Annotated in this window: 19 protein-coding genes, 1 other RNA gene and 2 pseudogenes; 18 read left to right on the forward strand and 4 right to left on the reverse strand. The window is 31.5% G+C overall.

All coding sequences use genetic code 11. The features are described 5' to 3' along the window. Positions 1-32 precede the first annotated feature (32 nt). The 12 genes from ssrA (at position 33) to Q3V94_RS02145 (ending at position 16,564) form a co-directional block, all read left to right on the forward strand. Positions 33-384: a transfer-messenger RNA gene (ssrA, locus tag Q3V94_RS02090) on the forward strand. Positions 385-453: 69 nt separating this feature from the next. Then, positions 454-642, forward strand: a complete 189-nt coding sequence (locus Q3V94_RS02095; RefSeq protein ID WP_303524865.1) for a hypothetical protein — start codon at positions 454-456, stop codon at positions 640-642. Beyond that, complete coding sequence (locus tag Q3V94_RS02100) at positions 605-949, forward strand: recombinase zinc beta ribbon domain-containing protein (RefSeq protein ID WP_303524866.1); 345 nt, start codon at positions 605-607, stop codon at positions 947-949. The genes Q3V94_RS02095 and Q3V94_RS02100 overlap by 38 nt, the downstream gene beginning before the upstream one ends. 54 nt (positions 950-1,003) lie before the next feature. Beyond that, on the forward strand, positions 1,004-1,165 hold the full coding sequence (locus Q3V94_RS02105; RefSeq protein ID WP_303524867.1) for a hypothetical protein: 162 nt from the start codon (positions 1,004-1,006) through the stop codon (positions 1,163-1,165). A 221-nt stretch (positions 1,166-1,386) separates the two neighbouring features. Continuing rightward, positions 1,387-7,086, forward strand: coding sequence for a DNRLRE domain-containing protein (locus Q3V94_RS02110; RefSeq protein ID WP_303524868.1), 5,700 nt, complete (start codon positions 1,387-1,389; stop codon positions 7,084-7,086). A gap of 32 nt (positions 7,087-7,118) precedes the next feature. Then, positions 7,119-7,394, forward strand: coding sequence for a hypothetical protein (locus Q3V94_RS02115; RefSeq protein WP_035382060.1), 276 nt, complete (start codon positions 7,119-7,121; stop codon positions 7,392-7,394). Positions 7,395-7,459: 65 nt separating this feature from the next. Then, the gene (locus tag Q3V94_RS02120; protein ID WP_303524870.1) at positions 7,460-8,245 is read left to right on the forward strand and encodes an RHS repeat-associated core domain-containing protein; all 786 of its coding nucleotides are present in this window, start codon (positions 7,460-7,462) and stop codon (positions 8,243-8,245) included. 940 nt (positions 8,246-9,185) lie between these two features. Further along, entirely contained in the window at positions 9,186-9,458 is a 273-nt protein-coding gene (locus Q3V94_RS02125) for a PBPRA1643 family SWIM/SEC-C metal-binding motif protein (RefSeq protein ID WP_035381970.1), read from the forward strand. A 141-nt stretch (positions 9,459-9,599) separates the two neighbouring features. Beyond that, positions 9,600-11,117 (forward strand): class I SAM-dependent DNA methyltransferase, encoded by a 1,518-nt coding sequence (locus Q3V94_RS02130; protein ID WP_303524872.1) that lies wholly within the window; start codon positions 9,600-9,602, stop codon positions 11,115-11,117. Beyond that, positions 11,107-12,405: a restriction endonuclease subunit S gene (locus tag Q3V94_RS02135; protein WP_303524873.1), complete on the forward strand. Its 1,299-nt coding sequence runs from the start codon at positions 11,107-11,109 to the stop codon at positions 12,403-12,405. Before Q3V94_RS02130 ends, Q3V94_RS02135 begins: the two co-directional genes overlap by 11 nt. A 37-nt stretch (positions 12,406-12,442) precedes the next feature. After that, positions 12,443-15,727, forward strand: coding sequence for a type I restriction endonuclease subunit R (locus tag Q3V94_RS02140; protein ID WP_303524874.1), 3,285 nt, complete (start codon positions 12,443-12,445; stop codon positions 15,725-15,727). Positions 15,728-15,772: 45 nt separating this feature from the next. Further along, complete coding sequence (locus Q3V94_RS02145; protein ID WP_073249900.1) at positions 15,773-16,564, forward strand: YecA family protein; 792 nt, start codon at positions 15,773-15,775, stop codon at positions 16,562-16,564. Positions 16,565-16,609: 45 nt separating this feature from the next. On the opposite strand, the gene Q3V94_RS02150 is transcribed toward Q3V94_RS02145, so the two are convergent. The 3 genes from Q3V94_RS02150 to Q3V94_RS02160 form a co-directional block, all read right to left on the reverse strand. Continuing rightward, positions 16,610-16,756 carry a hypothetical protein gene (locus Q3V94_RS02150; RefSeq protein WP_303524877.1) on the reverse strand — a complete coding sequence of 49 codons (147 nt, stop codon included), beginning with the start codon at positions 16,754-16,756 and terminating at the stop codon, positions 16,610-16,612. A 266-nt stretch (positions 16,757-17,022) separates the two neighbouring features. Then, complete coding sequence (locus tag Q3V94_RS02155) at positions 17,023-17,829, reverse strand: ExeA family protein (RefSeq protein WP_303524878.1); 807 nt, start codon at positions 17,827-17,829, stop codon at positions 17,023-17,025. 2 nt (positions 17,830-17,831) lie between these two features. Then, complete coding sequence (locus Q3V94_RS02160) at positions 17,832-19,100, reverse strand: DDE-type integrase/transposase/recombinase (RefSeq protein ID WP_303524879.1); 1,269 nt, start codon at positions 19,098-19,100, stop codon at positions 17,832-17,834. A gap of 362 nt (positions 19,101-19,462) precedes the next feature. Between Q3V94_RS02160 and Q3V94_RS02165 the strand changes: the two genes are divergently transcribed. After that, positions 19,463-19,645 (forward strand): hypothetical protein, encoded by a 183-nt coding sequence (locus Q3V94_RS02165; RefSeq protein ID WP_303524982.1) that lies wholly within the window; start codon positions 19,463-19,465, stop codon positions 19,643-19,645. A gap of 50 nt (positions 19,646-19,695) precedes the next feature. Here Q3V94_RS02165 and Q3V94_RS13645 read toward each other — a convergent pair. Further along, a pseudogene (locus Q3V94_RS13645) lies at positions 19,696-19,899 on the reverse strand (hypothetical protein); the annotation flags it as partial. 234 nt (positions 19,900-20,133) lie between these two features. On the opposite strand from Q3V94_RS13645, the gene Q3V94_RS02175 reads away from it, so the two are divergent. From Q3V94_RS02175 to Q3V94_RS02195, 5 genes and pseudogenes are all read left to right on the forward strand, one after another. Continuing rightward, the gene (locus Q3V94_RS02175; protein ID WP_303524880.1) at positions 20,134-20,673 is read left to right on the forward strand and encodes a hypothetical protein; all 540 of its coding nucleotides are present in this window, start codon (positions 20,134-20,136) and stop codon (positions 20,671-20,673) included. Between the two features lie 368 nt (positions 20,674-21,041). Further along, positions 21,042-21,629, forward strand: a complete 588-nt coding sequence (locus tag Q3V94_RS02180) for a hypothetical protein (protein ID WP_303524882.1) — start codon at positions 21,042-21,044, stop codon at positions 21,627-21,629. Between the two features lie 324 nt (positions 21,630-21,953). Then, a pseudogene (locus Q3V94_RS02185) lies at positions 21,954-22,172 on the forward strand (recombinase family protein); the annotation flags it as partial. After that, entirely contained in the window at positions 22,167-22,886 is a 720-nt protein-coding gene (locus tag Q3V94_RS02190) for a zinc ribbon domain-containing protein (protein WP_303524981.1), read from the forward strand. The pseudogene Q3V94_RS02185 and the gene Q3V94_RS02190, both read left to right, overlap by 6 nt. A 113-nt stretch (positions 22,887-22,999) precedes the next feature. Then, the gene (locus tag Q3V94_RS02195; RefSeq protein ID WP_303524884.1) at positions 23,000-24,220 is read left to right on the forward strand and encodes an IS256 family transposase; all 1,221 of its coding nucleotides are present in this window, start codon (positions 23,000-23,002) and stop codon (positions 24,218-24,220) included. The last annotated feature ends 181 nt before the right edge of the window (positions 24,221-24,401 follow it).

Raw genomic sequence — 24,401 nt, forward strand, 5'->3', positions numbered from 1 at the left:
AAAACTTGCTATAATATAATATGACCTCCTATGGGGGCGTCTTGGCTTTCGACGGGGGTAGGAGGAATTCGGGAAGCGAGTCGTGGTGCTCGGAACCACGTTAAAAACCGGGAATTAAAAATAAACGCAAACGATAATTTAGCTTTAGCTGCCTAATTAAAGGCGGTCGTCCTACCCAAGAGGCCCACGGCTTGGGATAGGGCGTGGACTAGTGGGGAACGGGCCTATCTAAGCTTTGCGATAGGTCGGCATCTATGAAGCTACTGAAATCCGAATCCTGTCAGTGGGAGTCGGATGGAGGGAATGTCAAAACACTGACTGCACTCGGAGATGCCTGGGTTTCACTGCCTTCGGACAGGGGTTCAACTCCCCTCGCCTCCACCATATTTGAACGATGATTTTAATACAATAGCCTTGAAGCATTAAGCTTTGAGGCTGTTTTTGCTTTTTTGAATGGTAGCCTTATCACATATAACTTTTATTTCTCTAAATTCAAGTCCTGCCAAGATGGGAGCCTTTCAATATAAAGGTGATGCACTTCTTCAAAAAACTTATACAGTTGATTTTTTGACCAAAAAAGAGCAGTTAACAACGGTAAGTTCCAATGTATTATGTAGAAGAAAGCCACCCTGCAATTATTGATAAAGAAATGCATACCGCAGTACAGCTTGAAATAGAGAGAAGAAGAGCTTTTGCAGAAAAATATAACATTAGTATGCTTGATTATGTCACAGTAGATAATCTGTTTGCAGGAAGAGTTATCTGCGGACATTGTGGTAGCCCTTTTGGCAGGAAGGTTTGGAATTCTACAGATGAAAGGTTAAGAAGGGTTGTTTGGAGATGTAATAAAAAATATGAAGTAAAGGGGAAAAAGAGCTGTGAGAGCAAGCACATAAAAGATAAGGTTTTGTATCAAGCCTTTGTAAATACGTTTAATGCTATGGTGTAAAATAAGGAATATTTTATAGAAAAGTGGAAGAAAGAACTTAAAAGTGAGAATGTATTGGTAAGATATAAGGCAAAACAGTTTATGGGGATTTTAGCTGATGCAGAGAAGGTAGAAGAATTTGATGTGATTATGTTTTTTAGGATTACTGAGAAAGATGGGAAGAAGATAATAGTGAGTTTGCTTGATGGGACGGAGATTGAGGTTGTAGTTGAATAAATGATTAAAGATGAGCCAGTTGGAGTAAGAAGGAGTTGCCTTGACTGGCTTTTTTCAATAGCACAGAAGGTTTTCTTAATAAATTCCAGTATAAGTTTATTGCACCTATTTTACCAAATGTATTGCATTGATTCATACTAAATATTTTTATAATATAGAACTAAGAGTTATGTAAACTTATTAGATAGGGATGGTAAATAAAATATTGAAAGGAGAAAAATATGTTAAAATCTTTCAAAAAATTCACAAGATTAATATCTTTTACGCTGATTTTATTAATCATTTTCAATTTAATTAGTGTATCTGCAGTTGAAGCAGCAGCTCCATTAAAGCAGACACCAAAAGAAAATGCTCTCAAAGCTGATATTGGAGAACTGCCAAATAAAGCCCCAAAAACTAAAATGGAATTAATAAGTAAGAGAACGAAATATTCTACTCGTTATCTTAATCCTGACGGTAGTTTTACAGAAGAAATTTATCTTGAACCTCAATTTTACAAAGATCCTGTTGATAAACAGTGGAAAGAGATAGACAATAATCTAAAGATAAGCAATAAAAAAGTTGGTAAATTTGAAAATAAGGCCAATGATTTTAATGTTCTCTTTTCAGAGAAAGCAGGACCAGAAGAAATTATATCTATAGAAAAAGATGGTAAATGCATCAGCCTTGTACCTATAGATGCACAATTAGCAAATGGTGTTAGTAAAAATAATGGAATCAGCTATAAAAACATATATAAAGAAACTGATATTCAGTATTTTGTTAAAGGAAACAAGGTTAAAGAAGATATTATTATTAACAGTTATACAGGCAAAAACACTTTCACATTTGAGATAAAACTTAAGGGATTAAAGGTTGAAGAAAAAGATGGAATTATATATTTTACAGATAATAAAGATGAAAGATTATGGTATTTTGAAAAACCATTTATGGTTGATTCAAATGACAAATATTCAGACAAAGTAAATCTTGTATTAAGAAAAGAAAATGGGAAAGCATATGTAGTTGTAGTTGCAGACAAAACCTTTCTTGAAGATACAAATACTAAGTATCCCGTTACAATTGACCCTACGATAAATGATTGGGATGTTATGAGGGATACTTTTATCGCAAGTAATTTTAAAGATTCATCATATTCAAGTCTTAATAAAATGTACACTGGGGTAGATCAATCTTATTATGGAACAATGCGTTCACTTGTACAGTTTTATCTGCCAAGTCTTCCAAGTGACAGTAAAATATTAAGTGCCAATTTTAATGCTTATCAAACACAAGTAGATCAAACAACAGTTTCAATTGATTTATATCGTATTACAAGCAACTGGACAGGTTCTGTTACATGGAATACACAGCCTGCAATTGCAGCCAATAAAGAAGCTACAGTAACAAATAATACCTCAAATCAGTATTGGCAGTGGGATATAACTCAGCTTGTTAAAGATTGGTATAACGGCATACAGCCAAATTATGGACTTATGCTTAAACAACAAAATGAGGATACAGCTCCTTTTAGAGCATTTAATACTGTAAATATAGGAAACAACACACCAAAACTTACAATTAACTATTGGGTTGATCCAATAGGTCTTGAAGATTTCTGGGGTTATACTAAGGATAGTGTTAATCCTGCAAATGGGAATCTTGTGCTTCAACAAAGTGATTTTTCTGTCTTAGGAAGGGGTATCCCATTAGGGATAACAAGAACTTACAATAGCAGAAAAGCTGATGTTTCTGGTATGTTTGGCTATGGATGGACAAGTAATGTAGAAACAAAGATTGTTGATGCAGGCAAAGGCCCAATAACCTTTATGGATGGTGATGGAACCCGTCATATATTTGGAGAAGAGGTTGGCGGAGGATATAAGGCACATGGAGGAATATATTTAAATCTTGTAAAAAATGGTGATGGAACTTATACCATTACACAAGCAGATGGTACGAAAATAAATTTTAATACAAGCGGAAAATTAAGTTCCATAATAGATACAAACAATAATAAGACGGAGTTATTCTATACAAATGGAAAGTTGACATTAATTAAAGATGCATCCTTAAGAGAGGTAATTATTAACTATGGAGCTAATGGATATGTTTCCAGTATTAATATTCCAGGCTCTCGTACAATAAGTTATGAATATGACGCCAACGGTAATCTTATAAAGATAATTGACCCTGAATTAAAAGAGATATCTATGGGGTATGATGCTAATCATAATTTAATTTCGATAATAGACCAAAGAAATATTGCAACAACAATAACTTATGAAGCTGGCAGTGTAAAGAACATCAGTCATCCTATAACAATAAATGGATTGCAAACCACAAGCACAACAAGTTATTCCTATGATTTTAATAATAGCGTAACAACTCTGATAGATGGTGAAGGCAAAAGAATAGACTATTTATACAATCCTAATAAAAATATTGTTCAGATAACAGAAAATCCATTAGATGCTCAAAATAATGCAGTAACAACATTTTTCTATGATAATAACAATAATTTAACACAAATAATTGAACCAAATATTAATAAAGTAAATGATACAAATGCATATGTTATAACCTATGATGCTAACGGCAATGTAACTGGTGTTCAGCTTCCAGAAGGACAAAATTCAACAACAGTTTATGACCAAAGAAACAATCCTGTAGTTCAAACAGATTTTAATGGATATCAAAGCATAAATGCCTACGATAATAATAACAATCAACTTGAAGCTACAGATGCAAATATCCAGACAAGAGCATCAAGATATTTTTCAAATGGTAATATTGATTATGATACAAGGATGATTTCATCTTCTGATAATCTAATATCAAACGGAAATTTTGAAAATGGAACTACTTGGCCGGATAAATGGACATCATCTATAGAAAATGGTAAAACAGCACTAATCACATGGTCAAGTACAGCGAAATATGGTAATAAAGGCTTAAGTATTTCAAATCCTACAGGCTGGGTGACAGTTTCTTCCGATAAATTACCTTATGAAACAGGACAAAAATATGTAATAAGCGGTTATATAAAAACTGTAAATACAACAAATTCTGCCTATATTAAGGTGGATTTTTATGATGCCAATAATGTTTGGAAAGGCCACACTTACGGATACTATCTAAAAGGAACTCATGACTGGACAAGGGTTTTTGCAGTTATAGATAGTGCACCGGCAGGAACTACTCAAATTGCAGCTTCTGTAGGGATGAATGCAGGAGCAGGCACTGCGTACTTTGATGGTATTCAGTTAGAAAAGGGAACAATAGTAAGTGATTATAGTCTTGTAGAAAATGCAGGATTTGAGAAATATGATGGTCAAAATATGCCTTTTAATTGGCAGACAAGTGGTAATTTAACAGTAAATGATAAAGTTTATCTAAAATCTAACCAGACTGATGATAACGTATATGTAGGAAATGCTTCATTCAAGATGACAGGAGAAACAGGTAAAAATAAATATATCAAGCAGCGTATAAACCTTTCAGGTGATCAGAATACAAAGTTTACCCTATCAGGATGGTCAAAGCAGGAAGGTGCAAATCCAAGCGGTGGAGACTATGCACTTCAAGTGATTGCAAACTATACTGATGGTAGTCAAGGAGTTTTTGCAAATGACTTTAGCAAAACAACAGAAGGCTGGCAGCATGTAGCTGCAGAGATAAAGCCTGCAAAAGCATTTAACTCAATTGATGTATATTATTATTACTACAATCAGGCAGGAACAGCTTATTTTGATGCAATGCGTCTTGAAACAGGTAATTCAATTACAGGATATCAATATGATACAAATCAAAACTATATAACAAAAGTTACAAACCCTATTGGAAATATAGTTCAATACCAATACGATGCTGTTGGAAATAAAACAGGCATTACAGATGGCAAAGGAAAAATGACATTCTTTACCTATGATAAGAGAAATCTTTTAACCAAGGTAAAAGATGCAAAATTAAATGAAACCATATATGGTTATGATAATGCCGGAAATCGTACAACTGTTACCGATGCAAGAAATAAGTTAACAACTTATAATTACAATGAATTTAACAAGGTTTCAAAAATTATAAATCCATTGAATCAAATTATAGAATTTGGATACGATAAAAATGGAAATACAACAAAAATAATATTCCCTAAGGGAGATACAGTATCCTATAGCTATAATGCTCTTAACCGATTAAGTGAAATATATTATAATGGAATTAAGAAATGGGATTATGGATACGATGCTAATGGAAATATAAATTCTGTTACAGAAACAGCTACAGGTAAAAATATATCCTATACTTTTGATAAAAATAACAGAGTTACAAAGCAGCAGGAAGGTGTCTCAAATAGTATTGATTATGGATATGACAATAACAGCAACTTAACATCCCTGCAAATAACATCAGGTACAGCATCTTCATCTTATGGATATTCATACAATTCATTAAATCAAATTGTGAATTTAACAAGAAATGGCGGAAGTATTGAGAAATTTATTTATGATGAGCAGGGGAATGTAATATCAATAAAGCGTTCAAATGGAACATATACTTCCTTTGAATATGACGATGCAAACCGCCTGAAGGCACTGAAAAATTTTAACTCAACAGGAGAACTTCTTGACAAATACGAATACACCTATGATGAAAATGGTAACAGAACAAGTGTAACAACAAAGAATGGGATAATAAACTATCAATATGATGAATTAAATCAGCTGATACAGGAAACCCTTCTTGATGGAACAACAATTTCCTATGAATATGATGCAGTAGGAAATAGAACAAAGAAGACAGTAACAAATGGAAGCACAACAATAACAAATTATGCCTATAACGATGGTAATGAACTTGTGTCAGTCAATGGTCAGGTATACACCTATGATGCTAATGGGAACCTCACAAGCAATGGCAATAAGACATTTATCTACGATGTAGAAAACAGGCTAATAGAGGTAAAGAATTCCTCAAATCAAACCATAGCGTCATTCACTTATGACCATGAAGGTAAGAGAACAAGTATGACCACAGCCAGTGGAACAACTTATTTCCACTACAGCAGGGACAAAGTGGTCTATGAAACAGATGAAAACAACAATATTATTGCCGAATACACCTATGATGCACAAGGCAATCCAGCAACAATTATAAAGAATGGGGTAACTTATTATTACCATGTAAACGGTCATGGAGATGTTATGGCTTTAACTGATGAAAGTGGTAATGTTGTTGCAGAGTATAATTATGATGCTTATGGAAATATTGTATCTCAATCAGGCGCAATGGCATCAGCTAACCCATTAAGATATGCAGGATACAGGTATGATGAAGCAACAGGACTTTACTACTTGATGGCAAGATACTACGATGCAAATGTTGGAAGGTTTATAACAAGGGATACTTTCCATGGGTTTGAAGATGAGCCAAAGAGTTTGAACCAATATAATTATTCTCATAGTAATCCTGTTATATATTTCGATCCTAGTGGACATGCTTCTATTTTAGTACGTCCTAATTTTAAAACAGGAACTGATATTACTACAGATTTTATAAACTATATGAAATTAAATGCTGAGTATGCAAGAAATATGGCAAAAAAATTAAGCTATGGGGAAAGATTATCATGGTTCAAAAACTTAGTAGCAAATAAACAACCATGGGATTTAAAACAAACTTTAAAAGGGCATTATAAATTTATGGGTAAAATAGTAACTGGTGCAGATTTAGGTAATATTCATTATGGTTTTGTAGGAACAGCTGTTGGTTTTAGTGAAACGGTGTTACTATTAGGAGCTGGATATGCTCAACTTAGAGCGGGGACATCTAGTTGGAAATTTGTGTTTTCAAACTTTGATGACCCATGGGATCAAAAAATGATTTCTTGTGGAATTAAACTTTATAATCCAATAATGAATCATTCTATTAAAGCCATATAAAAAAATTATTTATTGATAATGGAGGTTTCTTAATGGTAATCCACGAAATATTATTACCTTTTGCATTTGCTGAATTATTAACAAGTTATTTGAGAAATATTATTTTAGTAGATACCATAGAGATGTCAAATTACATTGAATTAATCTTGATAATTTTTGAATTTATAATGATAGTATTTGGAATATATCCTAAATTTATTAGTGTAAGATTAAATAGGCATATTGGTGCATTAATTTTTTATTTGACTATAAATATTATTTCTAATATGTTGCTAATAATTGCGTTTGGTAGTGGATTGGGAGTTTAAAAAGCAGTTTAATATTTTTTACTTTTCATTGTTATTAGGGGGTACATCAAGGCAAGAGAACAAGTATGACCACAGCCAGTGGAACAATTTATTTCCACTACAGCGGGGACAAAGTAGTCTATGAAACAGATGAAAACAACAATATTATTGCCGAATACACCTATGATGCACAAGGCAATCCAGCAACAATTATAAAGAATGGGGTAACTTATTATTACCATGTAAACGGTCATGGAGATGTTATGGCTTTAACTGATGAAAGTGGTAATGTTGTTGCAGAGTATAATTATGATGCTTATGGAAATATTGTATCTCAATCAGGCGCAATGGCATCAGCTAACCCATTAAGATATGCAGGATACAGGTATGATGAAGCAACAGGACTTTACTACTTGATGGCAAGATACTACGATGCAAATGTTGGAAGGTTTATAACAAGGGATACTTTCCATGGGTTTGAAGATGAGCCAAGAAGTTTAAATCAGTATGCTTACACAAATAACAATCCTGTAATGTTTGTAGATCCAAGTGGGCATCTTGCATGGTGGGTTGGTGCAGCTTTATGGGGAGCGGCAGGTTCACTTGTAGATTACTGGTGGACTCACAGAAATCTACCATTTAGTCAGTGGAATAAAGAAGAATTAGCTTGGTCAATGGTTAGGGGAGCTGTCATAGGAATAGGTCTTGGTTGGGCACAAAGTGCTTTTTTACCAGTAATGAGGCAATATATTTCTTATGTATTTGATTATTATAAGTTCAGTGCAAGAGTGAGCATAACTCAATTAATAAATTTAGCTAGAAAAAAGGGCATAGAACTTTCGCTGTACTATATAATTAAAAGATATAAATAAAAACTAGATACTATAGTAATAAAGAAGATTTAATATCTTCTTTATTACTTAATTTAAAGGAGAAAGTCTACTATGAATAATTTAATTAAACTTTTTATAGAAAACAAAGTATACAATGTTATTATAGGAATACTCTTTCTAGTTTTAGGTATATATACACATGAGCTTTCATTTGTATATAAAAGCATATTGCTTAGTCGTATTTTGCCAGTTATTTTCTTTTCTATTGGAATAAGCTTATTTAAGTTAGTTTTACTATCTCAAACTGACATTAATTTAACAACAATGTTTTTAAAATCATTGATTTTTGTGTGTGGAATTATTTTAATAAGCAAAATTTTAGATATAGTAAAAGTTTCTGCAAATCCATTGTTGCGTAGTATATTACTTATTAGCACTATTTTTTTGCTATCCAATATATTCAAAAATAAAAAATAGGAATTAGCAGAGTAAACGTCAAAAATTAAGTACCTAGATATCCCATGCTCCCATTGATAGAATAAAAGCAAATACTATCGATGGGAGGTAATTTATGGATAAAAGATTATACATTACTATCTAGTAATAAAAAGGCACGGTCAAAAATGACCAGGGTGGTTATTGGCTAAAATTAATATACTGTGGAAATGAATATGACCTGTTCGAATGTATTTGAACTTTTTATAAATATAAGATTAAGTAGTCATGATAATAAAGAATAAAAGTTTAGTACTTAGGTATCAAATTCACCAATGGGGTTGTAATTCATGTATTAATTTTTTTTGCTATTTAATGATGAAGAGGTATGGCTAAAAATCACTTAGGATTATTTAAAATTAAGATTTAAAATAAAAAGATGAAGGCTATTATTGAAGAGATATTAGGTAAATAATTTACAGAAGTGACTGTGTCACGAATGAAAAATCTTAAAGTTGATGAAAGGAAATTATAAGGTATATATATGGCTAAATTAGGAACAAAACAAAAACCAGCAGTTGTAAGAGTTAAAACACAAGAAAAGGCAAGTTATATTTTAGAAATTTGCAATCAAAATGGTTGGCAGGTTATTATTGGAGTTGAACCTAATAAAACTGAAGATATTTCTGATATAGAAAAATTACTAGGACATGAAACTAAAAATAATAGAACTGTTATTATAGGAGAAAAAGTTGGAAGAAATGATCTATGCCCTTGTGGTAGTGGAAAAAAGTATAAAAAGTGTTGTGGAAAATAAAAAGTCTCTTTGTCAATAGTTGGGGCGGGTATTCGATTAGAATGCCTGTCCTATTATGATTTTTTAAAAAAATTGAAGGAAAATAAACTTTAATGTAGAAATATTAAAATATTGAAAGAATTAGTTTAAGGAGGCAGGAAAATGTCAACAGCAAATGTAGGTTTTGAAGAACAGCTTTGGAAAGCGGCAGATATATTAAGAGGTAGTATGGATGCAGCAGAATATAAGCATGTAGTTTTAGGACTGTTGTTTTTAAAATATATATCTGACAGATTTGAACAGAAGTATAATCAGCTTCTTGAAGAAGGCGAAGGTTTTGAAGAGGATAGAGATGAATACGAAGCAGAAAATATATTCTGGGTTCCAAAAGAAGCAAGATGGGAAAATATAAAGAACTCAGCTAAAGATCCAAAGATAGGACAAATAATAGATGATGCTATGCTTTTAATAGAAAAGGAAAATCCAAGCTTAAAAGGTGTATTAGATAAAAGATATGCAAGACCAGAACTTGATAAAAGAAGGCTTGGAGAATTAATAGATGTTATTTCAAATATTAAGCTTTATCAAGATGGACAAAAGGATATTTTAGGAAGAGTATATGAATATTTCTTAAAGAAGTTTGCAGAAAAGGAAGGTAAAGGTGGCGGAGAATTCTATACTCCTTCTAGTGTTGTTAAAACTTTAGTTGAAATGATTGAGCCATATAAAGGGAGAATATACGATCCATGCTGTGGCAGTGGTGGTATGTTTATTCAAAGTGAAAGGTTTGTAGAAGAACATCAAGGTAAGATTGATGACATATCAATTTATGGTCAAGAGCTTAATCCTACAACATGGAAGCTTTGTAGAATGAATCTTGCCATACATGGATTAGATGGTGATTTAGGTCCATATAATGCTGATACATTCCACAATGATTTACATAAAAACCTGAAGGCTGATTATATTTTGGCAAACCCTCCATTTAACATAAGCGAGTGGGGGCAAGAAAAGCTTTTAGAAGATGCACGATGGAAATATGGTATACCTCCTGCAGGCAATGCAAACTATGGATGGCTTCAACATATTATTTATCATTTAGCACCAAATGGTGTTGCGGGAGTGGTGCTTGCTAATGGTTCATTAAGCTCAAATACTTCGAATGAAGGCGAAATAAGAAAGAATTTAATTGAAGAAGACCTTGTTGATTGTATAGTAGCACTGCCTGATAAATTATTTTATACAACAATGATTCCAGCATGCCTTTGGATATTAAACAGAAACAAAGGAAACAACCCCAAATACAGAAGCAGGAAGCATGAATTCTTGTTTATTGATGCAAGAAAGCTAGGTCAACTTGTAGATAGAAGGCATAGAGAATTTTCAGATGAAGATATAAAAAAGATAGCCCAGACATATCATAATTGGCGAAATATAAATGGCAATTATGAAGATATAAAAGGATTTTGCAAGTCTGTTAAAATAGAGGAGATACGTGAGCATGAATATATCCTAACTCCAGGAAGATATGTTGGCATAGAGGAAGCAGTAGATGATGGAGTGGACTTTGAAGAAAAGATGGAAAACCTAACAAGCGAGTTAGCAGAACTATTTGCCAAATCAAGACATCTTGAGGAAGAGATTAAGAAGAACTTGAGGGGGTTAGGGTATGAGTTGTAATAATTCTTTTCAAACCAATTATTTATTTAGTCCTATTTATTATGCTGATGATTGGAAATGTAAAATATTATATGATTTAGCAACATGGAAGAATGGGCTAGCTTTTAAAAATAAGGATTTTAGCAAGGCGGGAAGACCAATAATTAAGATTGCTGAGCTTAAAAATGGTATTACGCCACAAACAAAATATACAAATAAGTTTTTTGATGAAGCAGCTTTACTGAAAAAAGGGGATTTGCTTTTTTCTTGGTCTGGAAATCCAGATACATCAATAGATGTGTTTTGGTTTGATTTACCAGAAGGATGGTTAAATCAGCATATATTTAAAATAACAGTTGATGAAAGAATAGCTGATAAAAAATATTTTTATTATTTACTTAAATACCTAAAACCGAATTTTAAAGCTATTGCTTCAAATAAACAAACTACAGGATTAGGTCATGTGACTATAAGTGATTTAAAAAATATAATTATTAAACTCCCTCCCCTCCATGAACAAAAAGCTATAGCTAAAATCTTATCCGACCTTGATGAAAAGATAGAAATAAACAACAGAATAAACAAAGTATTAGAAGAAATAGCCCAAACTATATTTAAACGATGGTTTATAGACTTTGAATTTCCAAATGAAAACGGAGAGCCATATAAATCAAGTGGCGGAGAAATGGTTGATAGTGAATTAGGACCTATTCCAAAGGGGTGGGAGGTTGGGAGGTTAGGAGAATATATATCTTTTGTAAAAGGCAAGAAACCTAAAAATATTATTGAGAATAAAATAGATGGATATGTAGAGTATTTAACAATTGACGTTTTAAGTAATAATAGTAGGCTATTTGCGGATCCTGAAAAAATGGTTATAGTAGAGAACAAAAACAACATGATGGTAATGGATGGAGCAAGTTCTGGAACTATATATTTTGGATTTAAAGGTATAGTTGCATCTACTTTAGCTAAAATTGAAGTAATTAATAACAAACTTAATGATGACATTTTATACTTTATTCTAAAGTATTATGAAAATGATATAAAAAATCATACAACAGGATCAGCTATACCTCATGCTGATAAAGAATATATTAAAAGATTATCAATTGCTTTTCCGCAAGATAATGAGTTAATAAATCAATATTTTAGATTAAGTAAAAATATTAGAAACCAAATATATATTATAATAATGGAAAACCAAAACCTTTCCCAACTCCGTGACGCCCTTCTACCAAAGCTTATGTCAGGTGAAATAAGAGTTGACTTAAATAATGACCAAATAGTATTGAAAAATGAAGACTAAATATACAATTTCAATAAATCTAAAGGTGGGGGATTCAATGGATTTATTAATTGATTTTACAGAACAGCAGCTTGAAGAGGCTACAATAGAAATTCTAAAGGAGCTTGATTATGATTATGCTTTTGGTCCAGATATAGCACCAGATAGTGATAATCCTGAAAGAGAAGATTATAGAGAAGTAATATTAAAAAATAGAGTATTAGATGCACTAAGAAGACTTAATCCTACTTTGCCAGAGGATGCAATAGAAGAGGCATATAGAAAGATAATAACCTTCAACAGTCCAATACTTGAAGAAAACAACAGATACTTTCATAAACTTATGGTTGAAGGAATAGATGTTACATTTAAAAAACAAGGGATAATAAAAACAGAAAAGGCATATATAATTGACTTTAAAGACATAGGCAACAACGAATTCTTAGTGGTAAATCAATTTAGAATTGAAGAAATAGAAAAAAGAAGGCCAGATGTAATAATATTTGTAAATGGTATTCCACTTGTTGTAATGGAACTAAAATCATCAACAGATGAAAATGTGGGAATAGAGAATGCATACAATCAAATACAAACATATAAAAGAGATATACCCACCTTGTTTTACTACAATGCTTTTATAGTTATCACAGATGGTATAAATGCAAAAGCAGGGACAATAACAGCAAACTTTGAAAGGTTCATGAACTGGAGAAGTATAGATGGCATAAATGTAGAGCCTCTTAGTATCCCTCAATATGAAATCCTATTAAGAGGTATGTTAAGAAAGGATAGGCTTCTTGATATAGTAGAAAACTTTTTAACATACCAAGAAACAAGTGCAGCAGACTATGATTCAAAGGGAAGAAAGATTGGGGAAAAAATAAAACTAAATAAAATACTTGCTGCATACCACCAATATTTTGCTGTAAAAAAAGCAGTAGAAAAGACAGAGATGTCAATAAATTCGTCAAATAAGAATAATAAAAAGATCGGCGTTGTATGGCACACACAAGGATCAGGTAAAAGCTTTACAATGGTATTCTATGCAGCACAGCTTATAAAAAGATTCAACAACCCAACAATAGTAGTTGTAACCGATAGAAACGATCTAGATGATCAGCTTTATTCAACATTTTGTGGGGCAAAGGACATATTAAGACAAGATCCTATCCAGGCTGATGTAAGAAAACTATCAGATGAGCAAAAGGAAAATAACAAAAAAGAAAATACAAAAATTATCTATGGATTATTTGACCTTTTAAATGAAAGAGAAGCTGGAGGGATAATATTTACTACCATTCAAAAATTTAAGCCAGAAAAAGGTGAAATGCCAGCACTGACAGATAGACACAATGTAATAGTAATTGCAGATGAAGCACATAGAAGCCATTATGGTTTTGATGCAAAAACAGATATGGAAACTGGAGATGTAAGATACGGCTATGCTAAATATATAAGAGATGCACTACCTAATGCTTCGTTTATTGGCTTCACAGGGACACCTATAGGAATAGAAGGAGAAGAGGGTGAAAAGTCAACTAAGGATGTGTTTGGGGATTATATAGATATATATGACATGACAAGAGCAGTTGAAGATGGAGCAACAGTAAAAATATATTATGAAAACAGAATAATAAAGCTTGAGGCAGACGAAGAAGAACTAAAGAAAATAGATGAAGAATTTGAAGAACTTATGGAAGGGCAAGAGGACGAAATAAAGGAAAAATATAAAGGGCAATGGTCAAGATTAGAGGCAATAGTAGGCTCACCAAACAGATTAAAACAGCTTGCACAAGACATTGTAAACCACTTTGAAGAAAGATTAAAGGTTATAGATGGGAAAGCAATGATTGTATGTATGAGTAGAAAAATTTGCGCAGATCTTTATGATGAAATAATTAAGCTAAGGCCAGAATGGCATAGTGATGATTTAACTAAAGGAAAGATTAAAGTTGTAATAACTGGTGATGCATCAGATGAAGAAAAACTTCAAAAGCATCTAACAGGTGGTTCTCAAAGAAAGGAAATACTAGCAAAAAGAATGAAGGATGTAAATGATGAACTTAAAATTGCTATTGTAAGGGATATGTGGTTAACAGGATTTGATGTCCCGTCAATGCACACAATGTATATAGACAAGCCAATGAAGGGACACAACCTAATGCAGGCAATAGCAAGAGTAAACAGAGTATTTAAGGATAAGCCGGGTGGAGTAATAGTTGACTATATAGGAATATTTGAAAGCCTAAAGAAGGCACTTAAGGTTTATACAGAAAGTGATAAAAAGACAACAGGAATTGATACTTCCGTTGCAGTATCTGTAATGGTAGAAAAACTTGAAATACTTAGAGATATGTTCTATAAATTTGATTATTCAGGATATATAAAAGGAACTCAAGCGGAAAGAATAAGAGCTATAACAGCAGGAATGGATTTTGTTCTTGGAATGGATGAAAAGGACCAAAAGGAATTTAAAAATACAGTTGTAGAACTTGCTAAAGCTCATTCACTTTGTGCATCTACGCAGGAAGGAAGAGATGCAGCACTTGAGGTAAGCTACTTTAAAGCTGTAAAGGCAAGCCTCGTAAAACTTGAGAATAAGTCAACAAATAGGCTTTCAAAAAGAGAGATAGAGCATAGAATAAATCAGCTTCTTCAAAAGACAATAATATCAGAGGAAGTAATAGATGTGTTTGATACATTAGGACTTGAAAGACCTAATATATCAATATTGTCAGATGAATTTTTAGAAGAAGTAAGAACTATAAAATATAAGAACCTTGCTGTTGAAATGCTAAAGAAGCTTTTAGAAGGCAAGATAAAAGCAATAGAAAAAAGAAACATAGTAAAGTCTGAAAAGTTTTCAGAGAAGCTGGATAAGACATTAAATAAATACAAGAATCAAGCAATAACAAATGTAGAAGTAATTGAAGAACTTATAAACCTTGCAAAGGAAATACAAAAGGCAAGGGAGGAAGATATGAACCTTGGCCTTTCAGAAGATGAAATAGCCTTTTATGATGCCTTAACAGCAGATGATGCAGTAAAGTTATTTATGAGTGATGAGGTTCTAAAACAAATAGCACATGAATTAACAGAAGCTATAAGAAGCAACATAACGGTTGACTGGAGCAAAAGAACAATGGCAAGGGCAAAGATGAGGACGATTATAAAAAGGCTACTTAAAAAGTACAACTACCCACCAAAGCAGGCAGAAAAGGCAATGGATATAGTAATGAAGCAGGTTGAAAAGATGTGTGAAAATGAAGTAGATGAATTGGAGGAAGATGATTACATAACAACAGAATTAGTAGCTGAAGGTAGAGATGAGTATAAAATTTGAAGTATTTAGTTTTTAAATATAAGTTAAAAAGTGCAGGTGATAATTTTGGAGTTTAAAAGAAAAAAGCAAGATGAATTCTTAGTTATTGAGAGTTCAAGTAATAGGAAAAAGATAGGAAGAAATGATTTGTGCTATTGTGGTAGTGGTAAAAAATATAAAAATTGCTGTATGAGAAAAGATGATGAGATAGAAATACTTAGGAATCGATTTGAACAAATAGAAGAAATAACAGATAAGTATTTTAGTGTAAATGAATATATAGAGCATTCAGGATATCCAGTAAATAATATAGATTATTTTTTAATTGAAGTATTAAATATAATGGGGTCGTTATTGTATAAATTTGATATAATAAATAGTAAACAACAAAAGGAAATATTATTTGTAATGTTTAATAAGGCTAAGGAATTTATGAAAACATGTGAAACTTGCGAAAATGAATGTATAAAAAATCCTATGAAAGAAATTAGTTTTAAATGGATGATAGAAAGAGGACTCGAACTAAATAATTTGCCAAAAAGGCTACAAAAACAAACGGCACTAAACTTTTTCTACATAGAATTTACCAATTATATGGCGAATGCTATGTTTACAGAATTAAAAAATATTATAGATGAAGAAATGGCAGAATTAATATCATCATATTTCTATGGTTCATTTTTAGATTATATAAATGAAAATTGCTATGAGGAATGTAATAATGAGTGTATATGTGAAAATAATAGAAATGCTTATTGTAAATTTTGTATGTTAGGTGAAAAAAGATTACCCTGTCCTAAAAAAGAAGAAATTGAATATGAAGCAATTAAAGCAACACCAGATGATATGGAACATTAAAATATCAAGCCATAGCCTAATCGAATTAAGGTTATGGCTTTCTTATCATCCAAAACTCATAACAAAATCAGAAAACCTTTCTTTAAATAAAGATTCAACCTTAGAATACATACCTAAATGCCCATATTTTTTAATATTATCAAAAATATAAATAGAAGCATCTTCAGAAACATTGCACATGGCTTGAATCATAGCAGGGCTTAGACAATGAATATTTTTAAGTAGAGCAATTGGTGCTAAAAGCTCTGCAGCAAATGCATTAATTATATTATTGTTTATATTATCTGTTACGATGCAAATTATTTCATCTCAAAAAAGTCAAATTAATTTAACCTAAAAAACATTTAAAAATTGCTAAAAACGCAAGGATGAAATAATTTGCACCACAAAAAAACAACAAAAAAGTCAAAATATTTAATCCTGAATGGACATAAAAAATGAGGGATAACCCCTCATGGTTAAGCCGAAATATTAACCTCAGTCTGAGCTTCATAAATAACCTCACTATCAATGACCCTTGTGTGTTTGTTTGCTCCAGCAATCAAACTCATTCTTGCAATCGCATTTAACGGTCTTAAAAGGCCATTAGAGCTTGAATATAAAAGTTCCAGTGCATCATCAGTGAATATTGGCTCACTACAACCAGCAATTTTAAGCATATAGGGAATATACAGCTTTACTTCATCTAAGGTTAATCCTTTTAAAGAGTAATTAACAACGATTCTTTGTTTTAATGCTTCATGGGGCTGCCTTTGAATTTGAGATATAAATTGGGTTTGACCAGAAAGAATAAGAACAGCACAATCTTTAGAATCCATCTGAAAATTAAAAATTATCCTTAAATCATCAAGTATTGAATTTTTAAGGAATTGAGCTTCATCCAATATAATGACAGGGGTTATGCTTTTGCTGTGGTAGTATGTGTATATCGATTCTTGTATCTGCTTAAACATAGAAACCTTTTTAAATGATGGAATAATACCAAGGCCATCACAAAGGGCCCTGTAAAAATCCATAACAGTTAGAGTAGATAGAGGAATATATACACATTTAAAAAGATTAGGATTTAGAGAATTAACAAAATATCTTAAAAGAGAAGACTTTCCAGAGCCAGGCTCTCCAGTTAAAAGCCCAAAACCCTTAACATTTTTTAAAAAATCAAGTCTTGAAAGGGCTTGATTAAAGTCATTTGATTTAAAGAAAAATTTATTATCAATATCCTTTTGAAAAGGGTCGAAGGAAAGGCCATAAAAAGCAGTAAACATAATTAAACCTCCTTTGGATTTGTAGAAAAACTTGAAAAATCAATAGGTTTAATGTTTTTTTGCCTTTTAACTTTAGAATTGTCGATTTTGTTAACTGGGTAAATAGTATCCAAAATACGATTGTCATCAGAAAAAATATAGGCTTTATCTAAAGATGAAGGGTCATAACGAACATTAATTCTTTCACCAACATACTTAAAAGGAACTTCAAAGGATAAGTTGAGTATTTGGATGGTGCAGTCATTTCTAACCTTGCGAGTAACGCGATAAAGAAACATATAGTCAATTTCCTGTTTTGAAGGGATAAATTTTATCTTTTCAATATGCTTCATATATTTTTCAATAGGCTTTTGCTTTATTGATGAATGATAACTGACATTGTAGACACCTTCAACATATTCTTGCAAGGACTCATTTAATTCCTCAAGGGAAGAAAATTTAGAATAATCAATACTACTAAGCCACTGTTCCTGCAGAGTTTTAAACCACCTTTCAATCTTGCCTTTTGATTGAGGAGAATATGGTCTTGCAAAACAAAGGATAGTTCCTAAAGAAGCACAGATAAACTCCATTTGTTCAGACTTGTAAACCTTGCCGTTATCAACGAATATTTTCTTAGGAATACCTCTTTTAGATACAGCATCTTTAAAGACTGATAACAAAGATACAAAATTATCCTCAAAGAAAGCTTTGCAACTAACGACTAATCTTGAAGCATCATCTAAAAAAGCAACGATATATGTTTTGTGTTTTTTACCATCGATAGTTAAGTATGGACCAGAAGAAATATCCGATTGCCAGCAGTCGTTAGGATATTCAAATTCAAAGGCCCTTCTTTCGGAAGATTTATTTTCTAAGGGCAAAGAATTTTTGCTTAAAAATCTTTGAACGGTTGACAGAGAAATTTCACCTATAGAAAAATAGCCACGAGCAATTAATTCAAAATAAATGGACTTAGCAGAGCGAGAAGGGAATTCAGCCTTACAGGATAAGATAAATTCTTTAGCTTCATCGGATAATTTTCTGAAATTACCCTTATCCTTTCTAAACTTAGGATAAAGACCATTAATACCATACTTTCTATACAAGCGAAGCCAATCCTTAACAGTAGAAGGAGCGAATTCTTTTTTCCCAGTGGGAGTATCATACTGTTTAGCACAAATTTCTTGAAAATATTCTTTTACTGAAGATTGAGTATATGTATTGGTGATGACTGGTGCAATGAGAGAATAACGAAAAAGAGCAATCTTTTGCCTTAAGTCTTGATCCATAGTAAAACCTCCTTTTTAAGTTATACTAAAATTATGGACAAATTCTAAGGAACATATCCTTATCAAATTATGTTGGATGAATTGGATGAGAGTAAAATGGAAATACATGGGCAAAATGGAAATGAAACAATATGAAGCGGGACATAAAAGGAACAAAAAATGCTTAAATAAATTGCAAAAGGAATCAAAAAAAGCAAAAAAGGGATACTCTCCTTAATAGTATTACTCCTAACTAAGAAGAAAAGAAATATGAAGGCATTGAATCAAAGTATGAAGTATTGAAAGATATATTTTTTCTTTCATAAGAAAGTATGTATTTAATCAAAATGCCTAAATTATTTAAATCAACCTCAGGATAAATATTGGTAGAATTAGCAAAGAACGATTTGATTTCATTAAATTTAGAGATAAATCTATTATGGAATCTACTCAAAGATGAAGGATTAAGAGAACATAGGGATTTATATTTCTCAATCTTAGATAGAACTTCACTATATGAAAAACCAAGAACAAGATTAAGAAATAGAAGAAAAAGAATAGAATAAAAAGAGTATTGAAAATATGGGACAAGAAAGTGAGGTAAAAGGGCATGAGTTTTTTTACAAGATGGGCATTTAACACGTAGAACTTTGATTTTGTAAGTTCCAAAGACGGTAATGACGTTGCGATAATAGTATCCATGCCTATGGAGCTTACCCATATAGCCACAATTTTTACAGCCATATTGAGTTGGATAAAAAGAAGCTTCCCCTAAAGACAAATATGGATGAATAAAGTTAGAAAATTTGGATATAATCATAATTAAAGAACAACAAAATTTCAGATTTAGGGGAAAAGCTTATGTGAATGTAGAGGGCTTTTCCCCTATTCTTTTGTTGTTCGGTTTAATATGATTATTTGTAAAAAAATAAAAAATTATGCATCGACAAAGACGGAGAAATTTGACTTAAAAGAATGCAAGTTATTTCATCCCATAGAAATATACGAGGTTAAAATAATTTGAATTTTTGACCTGATTTTTGGATGGAATAATATGCTGTTTAACAATAGATATAAATATTTAATAGATAGTTTATTTCTATTAAATGATCCTTTTGCTAATATGTATATTCCTGGTGACAATGGAGAATTATATTCTTTACTAATTATAAATGAAAACGGTGAAAGAATTATTAATACTGAAGAGTATAATGTGCATATTAAACAATATAATATTTGCGATAGAATTACCGAAGGTGTTTGTGAAAGCAATAAAAAATCATTTAACCAAACCGACGAAAAAATTGTTTGTAGATTGGAATTTACAAACGTAACAGGTATACATTCAACAAGTATGTTATGGTATAAACCAAATAATGAATTTTATTATATTACAGAAAATGTTTTATATGCTTCTGATGATGAAAATAACAAACCAATTATACAATGGTTTTGGATTGATATAAAAGATGGTATGCCACCAGGTAAATGGAAAGTAAAGTTTTATATTGATGGGGCATTTATCTTTGAAGATTATTTTATTATAAAACCAAGAGGATATGTATTTAATAATGGAAGGGTTTCATTTAAATGATGAAATTTAAAAGTAGAAAATTTTAAGGGTATTAAAAATTAAATTTGAATTGTAATGATATAGGGATGGAAAAATTTAATTTTTAGGTTCATAAATTTTCAAACTTTGTATCAACATCATCGTCCAAAGACATATTTGAACAACATATTATAGAAGCCTTGAGAAATCAGGGCTTTTTTGTTTTGTAGTGTAAATATACTTGGAGGCGATGGGAATTGGATAAAAAAATTATCACAAAAAGAAGGGAAGTAAGTGGAAATGAAGAATAAATTAAATAAGACATAATTTTATCTCTCCTTCAGAGGTATTATGTTTTTCCTATATATAAGATAACTTAAAGTGGAGATGAAATTCCAATATCATATAACTTGACAAAACTAAATGTTATAACAGGAGGAATTACGATGTTAAGTAAAAGAATTCATACTACAATGTGGATAGCTTTAATATTAATTATTTTATTATATGTTATACCAATACCAATAAATAAGACATTTGATGCTATAGAGATAAAACTTGACGATCCTTCCTATATTGTTCCTTGTAAAATTAAAGTTTATGGAAAATATTATAAGAATTTATTTACCGATGATTTTTTCAATTTCAATGGTCATATTATTGTTTCTAATTATAAGCTTACAAATGAAAAAATGCGAAAAGTATATTTTTTAAAAGATGGTTGTCCTCTTGAATATTACTATGATACAGGACGATATGATAGTTATGGAAACAAAATTTATGAAGAATATATTCTTGGGCATTTATATTCGAAGACTTGGTTTCGTAGTATGATTATAGGTGTTTTTAGAAACAATGCATTAAATAAAGAAGTGAATGGAAAAGTTAATAGTGATTGGGGAGGATGGAGTACTATAGATGGATACTGCATTGTTACAAATGCAACTACCAGAGAAGAGGCCATAAATATATTATTGAAAAATAAAGTTATTCCGTAAATAAATTAATCATCTTAATTATCAAAAATTAAGTGAATATATAGCCGTCCTCTTTGGTAAGATTAGGGAAATAACTTGATTATTGGGTAATATTTGAAAAATACATAATGCTATATATGAGGAATGTTTAAATAAAGTTCGAATCATATAATTACCTAAAATAGTAATGCCAGTATCGTACCAACATCATCGTCCAAAGACACATTGAACAACACAATGATACAATAGATAGAAGCCTTGAGAAATCAGGGCTTTTTTTGCTTTTTTGATGCAAACATATCACATATATAGTTTGCCATATAAAAATTTTTAGAAAACAAAGTTCCAACACCAGCAGGTAAAGGGGTATGGCATCAAAGCACAGTATTAAGTATTCTTCAAAATGAAAAATATAAAGGTGATGCAGTGCTGCAAAAGAAGTTTACAGTAGATTTTCTTACAAAGAAGATAAAGAGAAATGAAGGTGAGGTTCCACAGTATTATGTCCAAAACAGCCACCCTGCGATTATTTCACCTGAAGTTTTTGATTTAGTGCAGATGGAGTTAAAAAATAGGAAAAGGAGAAAGGGGTATAAGACAGGGAAAAACTACTTTTCAGGTAAGATTATATGCGGCGACTGCGGAAGTTTCTACGGCAGAAAGGTTTGGCATTCTAATGATAAGTATAGGAAGGTTATTTGGCAGTGTAATTATAAATATAAGAATGAGAAAAAGTGCAAGACACCATTTATAAATGATGATGACCTAAAGAAGGCATTTGTTGAGGTGTTTAATGGGGTTATTAATAATAAGGAAGAAATATTAAAAGGGTATGAAGAAGTTATAAAGGAACTGATTTGTACAAAAGATTTAGATGATAAAATATGTGAGTTTGAAAAGAAAGCAAAAGAAATATTAGAAGAAATAAATAGATGCATTCGTGATAATGCAACTAAAGCACAGGACCAAGAGGAATATATGACAAGATACAATGCTTTAGTTGAAAGGTATGAGAGTGTTAGAAACGAAATTGAAAGTATTGAAAATGAGAGGTTCGAAAGGCTTGTAAAGAAGGATAGGATGGAGGAATTTATGAAGGTTTTAAGGGGTAGGGATGGGCTAGTAGATGAGTTTGACGGAGAGCTTTGGAATATGGTTATTGAGGCAGTTAAGGTTTATGCAGATGGGAAGATGGTGTATGTGTTTAAGGATGGGATGGAGGTGGAGGTAAAGTTGTTGAGGTTACTGCAGGAGAAATTTTTCATGATAAAAATTTAACGTTTATTTAAAATTATAAATAAGTATCGAGACTGTAAAAAATTTTGTGTAAATAGATTAAAAACCTCTTTCTTGGTAAGAATTAAAATATAAACTAAGAAGGAGGTTTTTAAATGTCACTATTAACAAAAGAACAACTAAGAGGATTTATTAAAGAAAACAATCTTCAAACTGTGCCTGACATTTACAACGCTCTAAAAGAACTTTTTAAAGAAACTCTTCAAGAAATGCTTGAAGCTGAGCTTTCAACTAATCTTGGTTATGAAAAGTATGAGAAAAAAGATAAAGAAACAACCAATTCAAGAAATGGATATTCTCAAAAGACAGTTAAAACTCAATTTGGCGAAATGGAGCTTAACATCCCAAGAGATAGAGAGGGAGAATTTGAACCAATAATCGTCCCAAAACACAAAAGAGATATATCAGGTATTGAAGAAAAAATAATTTCCCTTTATGCACGAGGTATGTCAACAAGAGATATACATGAACAAATAAAAGATATATATGGCATAGAAGTTTCAGCTGAAATGGTAAGCAAAATAACAGATAGAATAATCCCTGAAATTAGAGAATGGCAATCAAGGCCTTTAGAAAAAATTTATCCTTTTATCTTTATGGATGCAATACACTACAAAGTAAGAACCGAGAATCACATAATCAATAAAGCTGCCTACATAGTCCTTGGAATTACAATAGAAGGCACAAAAGACATACTAGGGATTTGGATAGGTGAAAATGAAAACTCAAGATTCTGGCTAGGAGTATTAAATGAACTAAAAAATCGAGGAGTAGAAGACGTATTGATATTCTCAGTTGATGGATTAAGTGGTTTAAAGGAAGCAATTGAAGCAACATTCCCAAAGGCTGAAATTCAAAGATGCATAATCCACCAGCTAAGAAATTGCTTTAAATATGTATCATATAAACATCTTAAAGAGTTTAGTAAAGATTTTAAAGCAGTATATCAGGCAGCAAGTGAAGAAATTGCAAGAGATAAATTTGAAGAAGTAAAGAAAAAATGGCAAAGCTCTTATCCGTTTGCGATAAAAAGTTGGGAAAACAACTGGGAAGTATTAATTCCATTTTACAAATTTCCGGAAGAAATAAGGAAGATAATGTATACAACGAACATAATAGAAGGATTTCATAGACAATTAAGGAAGGTAACAAAATCAAAGGCTATATTTCCAAATGATGAATCGCTAGAAAAGATGTTGTTTTTAGTAGCAAAGAATGTAATGAAAAAATGGACACAAAGATATAAAAACTGGGACATGGTATTAAACCAATTAATGATAATGTATCCAGAAAGAGTGGAGAAATTTATAAGATAAAACCCCCGCCGCAAAAAATTTTTAGTTTAAGCCTTAGTCGACCTAGGTCTCCCAAGGCTTAAACTAAAAAGCTCAAATTACCCCTAATAACATAGTATAACCAAAAATATTCTATCTCATGCATAAAAGATTAAAAAACGGTCAATAATATTAATGTATTAATCATTAACATAGGGCAAAT

It is taken from the genome of Caloramator sp. CAR-1 (assembly GCF_030546345.1).
Classification (GTDB): domain Bacteria; phylum Bacillota; class Clostridia; order Clostridiales; family Caloramatoraceae; genus Caloramator; species Caloramator australicus.